The organism is Streptomyces sp. NPDC044061, from assembly GCF_056434305.1.
The window spans coordinates 1-9,547 of sequence record NZ_JBWKFL010000105.1 but is presented as its reverse complement, the minus strand read 5'-3'; the positions used below and the strand labels follow the sequence as shown (position 1 = coordinate 9,547).

8 protein-coding genes and 2 pseudogenes are annotated in these 9,547 nt (G+C 65.5%); 8 read left to right on the top strand and 2 right to left on the bottom strand.

What is annotated here, in order from left to right; all coding sequences use genetic code 11:
- A pseudogene (locus AC07CM_RS49520) lies at positions 1-716 on the bottom strand (transposase); the annotation flags it as partial.
- Positions 717-1,270: 554 nt separating this feature from the next.
- Between AC07CM_RS49520 and AC07CM_RS49515 the strand changes: the two are divergent.
- From AC07CM_RS49515 to AC07CM_RS49480, 8 genes are all read left to right on the top strand, one after another.
- The gene (locus AC07CM_RS49515) at positions 1,271-2,455 is read left to right on the top strand and encodes an ATP-binding protein (RefSeq protein WP_478883156.1); all 1,185 of its coding nucleotides are present in this window, start codon (positions 1,271-1,273) and stop codon (positions 2,453-2,455) included.
- Entirely contained in the window at positions 2,452-3,300 is an 849-nt protein-coding gene (locus AC07CM_RS49510) for a roadblock/LC7 domain-containing protein (RefSeq protein ID WP_478883155.1), read from the top strand. The genes AC07CM_RS49515 and AC07CM_RS49510 overlap by 4 nt, the downstream gene beginning before the upstream one ends.
- Positions 3,293-3,676: a DUF742 domain-containing protein gene (locus AC07CM_RS49505; RefSeq protein ID WP_478883154.1), complete on the top strand. Its 384-nt coding sequence runs from the start codon at positions 3,293-3,295 to the stop codon at positions 3,674-3,676. The genes AC07CM_RS49510 and AC07CM_RS49505 overlap by 8 nt, the downstream gene beginning before the upstream one ends.
- A 3-nt stretch (positions 3,677-3,679) precedes the next feature.
- Positions 3,680-4,240 carry a GTP-binding protein gene (locus AC07CM_RS49500; RefSeq protein WP_478883153.1) on the top strand — a complete coding sequence of 187 codons (561 nt, stop codon included), beginning with the start codon at positions 3,680-3,682 and terminating at the stop codon, positions 4,238-4,240.
- 10 nt (positions 4,241-4,250) lie between these two features.
- On the top strand, positions 4,251-5,591 hold the full coding sequence (locus tag AC07CM_RS49495; protein WP_478883152.1) for a cytochrome P450 family protein: 1,341 nt from the start codon (positions 4,251-4,253) through the stop codon (positions 5,589-5,591).
- A 59-nt stretch (positions 5,592-5,650) separates the two neighbouring features.
- A complete protein-coding gene (locus tag AC07CM_RS49490) occupies positions 5,651-6,931 on the top strand; it encodes a cytochrome P450 (protein WP_478883158.1) in 1,281 nt (426 codons plus the stop codon).
- Positions 6,932-7,065: 134 nt separating this feature from the next.
- Positions 7,066-7,557: an enoyl-CoA hydratase/isomerase family protein gene (locus AC07CM_RS49485; RefSeq protein ID WP_478883157.1), complete on the top strand. Its 492-nt coding sequence runs from the start codon at positions 7,066-7,068 to the stop codon at positions 7,555-7,557.
- Between the two features lie 65 nt (positions 7,558-7,622).
- A protein-coding gene (locus AC07CM_RS49480; RefSeq protein ID WP_186288249.1) for an IS3 family transposase occupies positions 7,623-8,791 on the top strand; the annotation gives its coding sequence in 2 pieces (ribosomal slippage) (positions 7,623-7,875 and positions 7,875-8,791; 1,170 coding nt in all).
- A gap of 331 nt (positions 8,792-9,122) precedes the next feature.
- Here AC07CM_RS49480 and AC07CM_RS49475 read toward each other — a convergent pair.
- Positions 9,123-9,221, bottom strand: a pseudogene (locus AC07CM_RS49475) (IS5 family transposase); the annotation flags it as partial.
- Positions 9,222-9,547: the final 326 nt, after the last annotated feature.

Here is a 9,547-nt window from a genome sequence, read left to right as displayed (position 1 = left end):
AAGGAGACGATGGAGAGGTTGGAGACGTTGCCGTCGATCCCTGCGACCCGCTCGAGTGCGCTCGCCGCCTGGCGGCGGGCTTTCGTCGCCGGGGACGCGTAGGGGCCGGTCAGGACCATCAGGTGGGCTTCGTACGCCCATCCGCCCGGCGCGGAGCTGTCCCGGCGGCGGACAAGGTCGATCTTGTGCCAGGTGGCGGGGTTGTTCAGGAAGTGCAGCAGGCGCGGCCAGCGGCCCGACCCCGACGGCAAGCGGACGGGCAGGACCAGATCACCGCGGCGCGAGGCCGCACCACCGGTGAAGACGACGGCCAGAGGTCCGGTGTGGTCCCACCAGGTCGCGGCCCGCGTCTTCGGGGTCTTCTTCGCTGTCACTTCGCCCGTCTCGATGCGTCCCGAAGGGCGCGCGGGTGCAGGCAGGTGCCGCGGCTGCTCGAGCAACGCGATCCCTGCGAAAAACGCGGCGGCCTGTTCCGGGGTGGTGACCGCAGGGTCGAGGCTGCGGTGCCGGTAGGCATCGAGGTGCCCGGCCAGGGTGCCGTGCAGCCGGAACGTCTCCCACTGGCGGGCAGTGGTGTGGGAGCGGGCACGGCCGGGGATCCGTGTGTAGTCCCACCACCGGCCGGTCTTCGGCCGGTGGTGCCTGCGGCCGGAAGAGTCCGGGAACAGATGCCGACTCACCGAGGTTTCGAAGACCTCGTCCGCCTGGTGCATCACCAGCGCTTTGGTGACGTGATGGCCGAGATGCTCTCTTGCGTGCTCATGGCAACAACACTGGATTCCTGCACACGGCCCCCGCGTCCGACTGACTATCGGGCTCACTCGCACCAAGCAGAAACGACGTCCTCCAGACGGGCACCCCGCCCCATTTTCCCGGCCCCGGGGTGAGGCCGACAGGCCTCGGGATGACTGACAGAGACGCTCACGCCCACTCGCACTGTGCTGCGCAGGAGAACTGGCTCGTGGCAAAAGGACGCCGTTGATCCAGGGTCCAGAGTTTCCGTGGTGTTCATCGGAGGGGTGGAGCAACACCCCACATGTAGAAGGCCTGTTGACGTTATCTCAGAAAGTGGGACACGCCTCTCGAGATTTGGTCCGCGGTGTTAACATCGCCGCATCTGCCACCTTGATCCTCTCAGCGCAGGCTCTGATCCCAAGTCGGCCTCCCTCTTCACGCAACAGTGGTCGAACGGTTCCCGAGTCGTGTCGCGGTATCCCGCGGAGAGAGCATCCGTTTTTCATCGGCATTTCACGAGCCGAGAAGGGATTCCATGAATCGAGACGCGCTTGCATGGTGCCTGGTTGTGGTGACAGCGATAGGCGTCGCTGCAGTCGTGGTGCTCATCGTGCGTAACAGAGCCCTGGGAACGAGGAAGCAGCAGGCCGAGGACGCACTGGCGCAGCGGCTCAACGCGGCTGAGAGTCAACTGGTCGTTGCTCGGTCCGAGTTGCAGAAGTACACGCAGGAGCTTGCGGGGACGATCCGGGAGGCAGAGGAGGCGGCGGAAAATAGCACCAAGGCGGTCCTCAAGGGTGCTGCCCGCTTCCTGCAGAGTCTCGCGGCCGAGCAGATGGCGCTCCTGGAGGGGCTACAGAGCAAGTACGGCGGCCATGCTGTTCTGGGTGATCTGCTGGAAGTGAACCACGCCAACGCGCAGATGGCGCGCAAGGCGCAAGGTATCGCAGTCTTGTGCGGTGCGCCGGTGGGCCGCCGCAACCGGCCCGCAAGCGTCTATGACGTGGTACGCAGCGCTCAGGGCCAGATCCGCAACTTCCGACGCGTCGAGATCATGCAGCAGAGTGGTTTCGCGCTGAAGCCGTCCGCAGTCTCGCCCGTCGCGCTCGCTGTTGCCGAACTGCTGGACAACGCCGCCAGTTTTTCTCAGCAGGATGCACCGATCGAGGTGACCTTCCAGCGGGTCCAGAAGAACCTGTGCATCGTCATCGACGATGCAGGCGTCGGCATGAATGATGAGGAACGGCAGAGGGCGAGCGCACTGCTGTCTGGCAACCTCGTTCCCCGCTTGTCGCAGCTCGGGAATCAGCCGAAGTTCGGCTTCCCGGTGATCGGTCTGCTCGCTCGCCACTACGGGTTCCGGGTCGACGTCACGGGAGTATCCCGTTACGGCGGTGTCCGCGCCGTTGTCCTGTTGCCGGAGGAGCTGTGGACTGAGGAGCAGGCACCGCGACCGGTGGAAGATGCTCCGGTGAGCAGCATCCGGAGTGCGGAAGGCCGAGCGCCGGTCGTGAGACGCACGGCGCATGGTCTGCCCAAGCGCGGGGCGCGGCAGGCGCCCGTCGCCGGCGTTTCCGACAGTGAGGACTCCCGGCCGCTGTCATGGCCGCACGAGGAAGCCGGCCGTGCCTCCGGTCGCAGCCTGGGGGCATTCCGGAGGGGTGCTCTTTCGGGCCGCAACCTCGACTCCGCGTCGATCGAAGGGTCCGAAGACGCATGACCGCAGATGTGTCGTGGATGCTCGAGGACATCGTGACCAACGTACCCAAAGCGCGCCACGCTGTCCTGCTGTCCGCCGATGGCCTCCCGCGGGGAGCCAGTGAAGGCCTTCTCGCGAGAGATGTGCGCACCCTCTCCGCCGCGATGGCGGGGATGCAGTCGCTTAGCAGGGCCACTTCCCACTTCACCGGGCTGTCAGATGGCGGGCAGTGGCACCAGACGATCATTGAGTTCTCTCACGGGTGGATCTTCCTGATCGGAGCCGGGCAGGGGGCCTACCTGGCCGCTGCCGCGGCGCCCGAGGTCGACATGCAGCAGATCTCCTTCCGTATGCACCGGCTCGTCGCCAGGCTGGGTAACAACCTCACGTCACCGCCGCGGGTGAACATCGAGGATCCCGCCCGGGGCACCAGTGGGACGCCGACGTGGAGCGAGGCCACAGGCAGTTCGGCTTATGTGCTCGCCGACCTCGACGAGGTGATCGCAGATGTGCGAGGCGCCCGTCATGCCGTGCTGCTGGGGCCCGACGGCCTGCCCCGTGGAGCGACCTCGGGAATGAGCCGGGACCTGGCGGACACGATCTCCGCGGCCCTGTCGGGCATCCATGCCTACAGCCGTGTCACATCGCAGTTCGCCGGCGTTCGGGACGACTCCGAGTGGCGGCAGACAGTGATCGAGTTCCAGCACGGCTGGATCTTCCTGATCGCGGCCAGCCACGGCACCCTCCTGGCCGCAGCAGCCGAACAAGATTGTGACGTCGAGGAGTTCACCACGCGCCTGCACAAGGTTGTACCTCGCCTGAGCGCGTATCGCACCCCACAAGGGAAGGCAGGCAGCAATGCCTGACGAGTACGCCCAGGATCTGGAACTGACGTCCACATTGGTGCCCCTCTTCGTGATCACGAACGGGCGTGCCCTGCCCCCGGACCAGGAGTACGAGCGCACCACCCTCGTGACCGCGCACGAGGGCGCCTTGGCCGCTGCACGCACGCTGCCGCCGGAGGCGCGGGCAATTATCGACCTGACTGCTGACGGCTTCCTGTCTGTGGCCGAGGTGGCCGGCCACACGCACCTGCCCCTCGGCATAGTGCGCATCCTCCTGGCCCAGATGGAGGAGAGCGATCTCATCCTCGTGAGGAAGCCCGTACCGCGCGCCGAACGCGTCGACAGAGAACTGCTCAGCGCCGTGCTCGATGGCCTGAGAAGCCGATTCGGAGCGTGATCCGTGTACCTCGATCCAGACGTCTCCTGCTCGGCGAAAGTACTCATCGTGGGTCACTTCGGGGTTGGGAAGACCACCTGCATAGCAAGCATCTCCGAGATCGAGCCGCTGCAGACCGAAGAAGAGATCACCGAGGCCAGCGTGGGCTTCGATGACCTGTCGGGCACGCCGGACAAGACGACTACCACCGTGGCCATGGATTTCGGGCGGCTGACCCTCAGCAACACGTTGGTCCTCTACGTCTTCGGAACGCCAGGGCAGGAGCGCTTCAAGGAAATATGGGAGGACCTCTCCCGGGGCGCACTGGGCGCGCTGGTCCTCGTCGACCCCCAGCGCTTGAGCGAGTCCTTCCGCGTGCTGGACCTAGTCGAGGTCTCCGGCCTGACGTACGCCATCGGCGTTAACCACTTCGAGGGCAGCACCACCTACTCGCTCGAGGAAATCCGCGAGGCGCTGAACCTTCGCGCGGACACCCCCGTCGTGGGGTGCGACGTACGCGACCAGCACTCTGCGGCCCAGGCCCTCATCACCCTCGTCAAGCACCTCATGTCCCTACTCCGCTAGGAGCCCTGGCATGCAGCAGCATCACGACCCCAAAGGCAGACCACCCGGCTGCCCCGCGCACGGCAACGTCCAGCTGTACGGCCCCGAGTTCGGCTCCGACCCCGAACGCAGCTACGCCTACCTGCGCTCGCTCGGCCCGAGCGCACCCGTCGACATCGCTCCCGACGTCCAGGTCGAGCTGATCACCAGCTACGACGCCGCGCTGTACATCCTCCAGAACTCCTCGTTCTTCGTCCGCGACTCCCGCCGCTGGAAGGCGCTGAACGAAGGACGGATCCCCGAGGACAGCCCGGCCCTGCCAATGATGGGCTACCGTCCCAACGCTCTGTTCAGCGACGGAGCGGCGCACGCCCGCTTGCGCCGGGCGGTCACTGACAGCCTGGCCACCGTCAGCGAACGCCAGCTCGTCCGACAGACCCAGAGGTCCGCCGACTACCTGATCAGCTGCTTCAGTTCCGATCCCCGCGGTCAGGCCGAGTTGATGGCCTCCTACGCACAACCTCTGCCGCTGCTGGTCTTCAGTGACCTGTTTGGCTGCCCGCCCGAGATCGGCGATCGCTTGATTGCCGGGATAAGTGGCATCTTCGACGGCACCGCCGGTGCTGATCAGGTGCTGGGTGGGGCACTTGCCGGGCTGATCGCTCTCAAGCGGCACCGTCCTGGAGCAGACCTGACGACGCGTCTGATGGAGCACTCCGCGCAGCTGACCGACGACGAGGTGCTGCACCAGCTCGTGACTTTGCTCTCCGGCGGCACCACACCCCTGGCGGCCGCCATCGGCACCAGCAGCGCGCTGTACCTGAGCGAGGACTGGCAGGTCGGCCTGCCAGTCGAGGACGCAGTCTCCCAATCCTTGTGGAACTACGCGCCGATCGCCAATTACGGGGCTCACTACCCGACTCACGAGGTCGAACTGGGCGGTAGGACGCTGGGGGCCAACGACCCGGTCCTGATTTCCTTCGCGGCCGCCAACACCGACCCCAAGCTAACCGAACACCGGGAACAGCTTAGTTCCCGGGCGCACTTGGCTTTCGGCGCGGGTCCCCACGCATGTCCCGCCAAAGACTCGGCGTACCTGATCGCGGTCACTGCTGTCGAGTCCCTCCTCCACCGGCTGCCAGACCTCGAAGTACGCGTGCCCTTCAAGGCGCTTACCTGGGTGCCGACGCCGTGGAGCCGCTCGCTCGTGACGCTGCCGGTCCGGTTCGCCCCTCGCACCCTGAGGCCCGTCCCATCCGAGCCCGCTCGCCCTCAGGCATCCCAGCGGTCCGACGCTCCGACGTCCCGGTCGGCGCCGCGGGCTAAGGCGGGCCTGTTCAGCCGCTTCCTGGCGTGGACAAGAGGGGAGTGACCAACGTAACCCCAACTACCCTGACGTTACTGGATGTTTCAATCATCTGGTGGGTACGTATGGCGGTTGATGCTCAGGAAGGAGCCGTCATCGTGGTGGTTTCCGCAAATCCGGTGCACGATCGCCGTTCAGCCGTCTCCATCTTCTCCCGTCTTCGGACGGCGAAGGGGCAGGCCGATCCCTTCCCCGTCTACATGGAGCTCCGGTCCAGGGGTGCGCTTAGCCCTGCTCCCTGGGGCGGCTTCGTCGCGACCAGCTTCGACATGTGTGACCAGGTGCTCCGCAGCCGTGACTGGCTGGAGCCCGACAAGCGCTGGCGCGGACAGCAAGGCGCCCGCACGCGCTGGAACGCCCTTTCCTCACGGGAGATGAGTAACACCCTGCCCGCGCTGAATCCTCCGGAACACACCCGAATACGCAAGGCGGCCAGCATGTTCGGCCGCCCAACCCTGCAACGGATCGGCCGGACGATAAACCGGGTGACCGATCAGCTTCTCGCTTCCCTGGCAGAGCAACTCCATGCTGGTGAGGCGGACTTCGCAGCCCTGGTGAGCGAGGAGCTCCCGGTCACCGCCATTGGCGACTGGCTTGGCCTGCCGACTGCCGACCGGGCGCGCCTGCGCGAGCTGACGCACGAGCAGGTCTTCACCCAGGAACTCTTGCCTTCCGCCAGCCAGCTGGCCCGCTCGGACGCTGCCACGGCCGAGCTACGCGCCTACTTCATGGACCTGGTACGCCACCGGCGCGCCCATCGAGGTGAAGACCCCGTCTCACGCTGGATACAGACCTGGGACGCCATCGAACCAGATGGCGACAAGGCCGACGAGGCGGTCTACTTCCTGACCCTTTTCGTCCTTCTCGCGGCACTGGAGACCACCTCCAGCCTGCTGTCGACCATGACGCTGCGACTCGTCGAGCACCCAGAGCGGTGGGACCTGATCGCCACCCGCCCCGACCTAGTGCCCGCATTCGTTGAGGAAACACTGCGTTACGACCCGCCCACGCACGTGATCAGCCGCATATCCGCCAAGGACTGCGTACTGGGGGGAGTTGAGATCGGCAAGAATGACATGGTCCACCTGATGGTGGGGGCCGCTCACCGGGATCCGGCCAGGCATACCGATCCCGAGCAATTTGACCCCTACCGCAAACCCGATCATCTCGCCTTCAGCGGAGGCATCCACTACTGTCTCGGGGCCCCGCTGGCGCGGCTGGAAGCCCAGGCCCTTCTCCAGCAACTGGTCAAACGCCTGCCCCGCCTCACCCTCGTGCGCCGCCCGTCGTGGGCACCCCGAGTGGCGTTCCGGCGTCTGCTGAACCTGGACGTAGCCCTCGCATGATCGAAAACCGCGGCACCCTCACTGCCCGCACGCTCAAAACTGTGGCCATCGAGCAGGACAGCTCTGTCCTCCGTGTGTGACTCAATCCCTCACAACAGGACGACACGCTCAGTGTCGCCGTCCTCGACGACCTCATCACTCTCGTCGACGAGCTCCATCAACTGCCGCCGCATCCGGCTGCTGTGTCATACCTGGGCGAGGACTTCTGCTTGGGAGCCGACCGAAGCGAATTCCAGGTGGCGCTGGCTGCGGATCCGACCGGAACCGCCCTGCGCCGCAGCGTGGACAAGTCCTACCGCCTGTGTCAGGCCCTGGTATCCACTCACGCGATCTCTATCGCCCGGCTCCATCGCAGAGTCATCGGCGCCGGCCTCGCGCTCTCCTCCTTCTGTGACCTGCGCGTAGCCGCCGACACCTGCCGCTTCCGGATGCCGGAGGTGGGGTCCTCCCACCCGCCGGGGGGCCATGGGCGGCCTTACCTCCGAGGCCGGCGCCGCAAGAATTCGCGAACTCATGCTCACTTGCAACACGTTCGACGCACCCACCACCCATCGCCTTGGTCTCTAACACAAGATCGTCTCCTTCGAACTGCTGGACCAAACTGTCGACACATGGACCAGGCCTGAGGCGCCCCGAAGTCCTCGGACAGCGGTCCCCATAGGATTGAAGTCCAGAACGGCGGAGAGAGCACGTGGCACAGAAGCGTAGGAAGTTCAGTCCTGAGTTTCGGGACGAGGCGGTCAAGATGGTGGTCGTGGAGTCGCGCCCGATCGCCGAGGTCGCCCGAGAGATACAAGTGAACGAGGGAACGCTGGGCACCTGGGTCAGCCGGTACCGGCAAGAGCACGCCGGGGAGGAGCCTCCGCTGAACATCAGCGAACGTGCCCGCCTGCGCGAGCTGGAACGCGAGAACCGGGAACTCCGTATGAAGACCGAGTTCCTGGGAAAAGCGGCGGCCTTCTTCGCCCAGGAATACCGGTGACGGAGAAGTACGAGTTCATCGACGGCGAGGCCGACAACTTTCCCGTGCAGCAGATGTGCACCTGGGCGGGAGTATCCACGTCGGGCTTCTACCACTGGAGATCGAGGCCATTGTCGGCCACCGCGAAGCGCCGTGCGGAACTGAGGGCCGTCATCCTCCAGGTCTTCTCTGACTCGCAGGAGACCTACGGCTACCGGCGTGTCCACGCCGTGCTCCAGCGGATGAACGTGCAGGCCGGAGCGGAACTGGTCCGCGCGCTGATGCGCGAGCTCGGCCTGGTGCCATGCCAGCCGCGGCCCTGGCGGGCGACCACGATCGCTGATGATGCGGCGCCGGCCACGCCCGACCTGCTGGCCCGTGACTTCACCGCTGACGCTCCCGGGCGCAAACTGGTCAGCGATATCACCTACGTTCACACTTGGGCCGGGTTCCTTTATCTCGCGACCGTCATCGACTGCCATACCAAAGCTGTGGTCGGCTGGGCGATGGCCGACCACATGAAGACCTCTCTCATATCGGATGCACTCGATATGGCGGCCCGGAACATCGACCTCGCCGAAGGCTGCATATTTCATTCCGATCGCGGCAGCCAGTACACGTCTCGGGAACTTCGTTGCAAGCTCCGCTCGTTGGGCCTGCGAGCGTCGGTCGGCCGCACCGGTGTCTGTTGGGACAATGCGATGGCTGAATCATTTTTCGGCGCCCTCAAAAACGAACTCGTGCACCGAACTACGTTCCCAACACGCGCACATGCCCACCGGGCGATCGTCCGCTACATCGAGATGTTCTACAATCGTAAACGCCTCCACTCCGGACTCGGCTACAAGACTCCCGCAGAAGTACACGCCGAGTACGAGGAGTTGCAGGCAGCGGCATAAGGAGAACCCTCAACACCGCTGTCCGAGAAGCGCAGGGCCCCTCAGCCACTCCGCGGGCGCTCACCGGAGTCCCTCATACTGATCAAGTGCTTGCTGGCCATGCACGCGCCGATCGCACCGTCGCCATCGCCCAGCTTGACGCCCACCTTCTGACAGCGCAGCTCAACCATTCCCTGGGGCGGGGCTCTACGGACTGTCGATAGGTAGAGCAGAGACATCGTACCGACTGGCTACTTCATCCCGGCTTGGCACACCACCGCCTGCAAGCGGCTGGACGGCGAGACTGGGGTCAAAGAGCGTTTTGTCCCGGCGAGGTTGTTTGGTTCGAGGTTCAGGTGTCGAGCCAGTTCGGGGTGGATTCGCGGGTGAGGTGTCGGCTTATGAGGTCGATCATCGCGACGTGGATGACGGCTTCGGAGCGGTGGAAGTGGCCTGTTGGCCGTATGCGGCGTGGGAGCCTGGCCCGGCCGAGGTCTCGTGGGGGGAGGCACTGTGGTGCTAGCCGTCGGTGACAACATGGCGTCGGTTCACCATCGGGACGGCAGCGGTTTCGAGCAGAGGTCATCGATGATTCGGAGCGGATGTGCCGGCCCCGGGCGAACATCCGTCTGCATCTGACCCTTCGGCGCCGGCCGCCACCGCTGCCGAGTCACAGTTGTGTGGGGAGGTTCTCCTTGGCAAGGCCTCCGTAGGGTCCGGCGTCCACGTGCCGTACCAGGACTCCGGGCGCGAGTTCAACGCTGGGCAGGAGCGCGG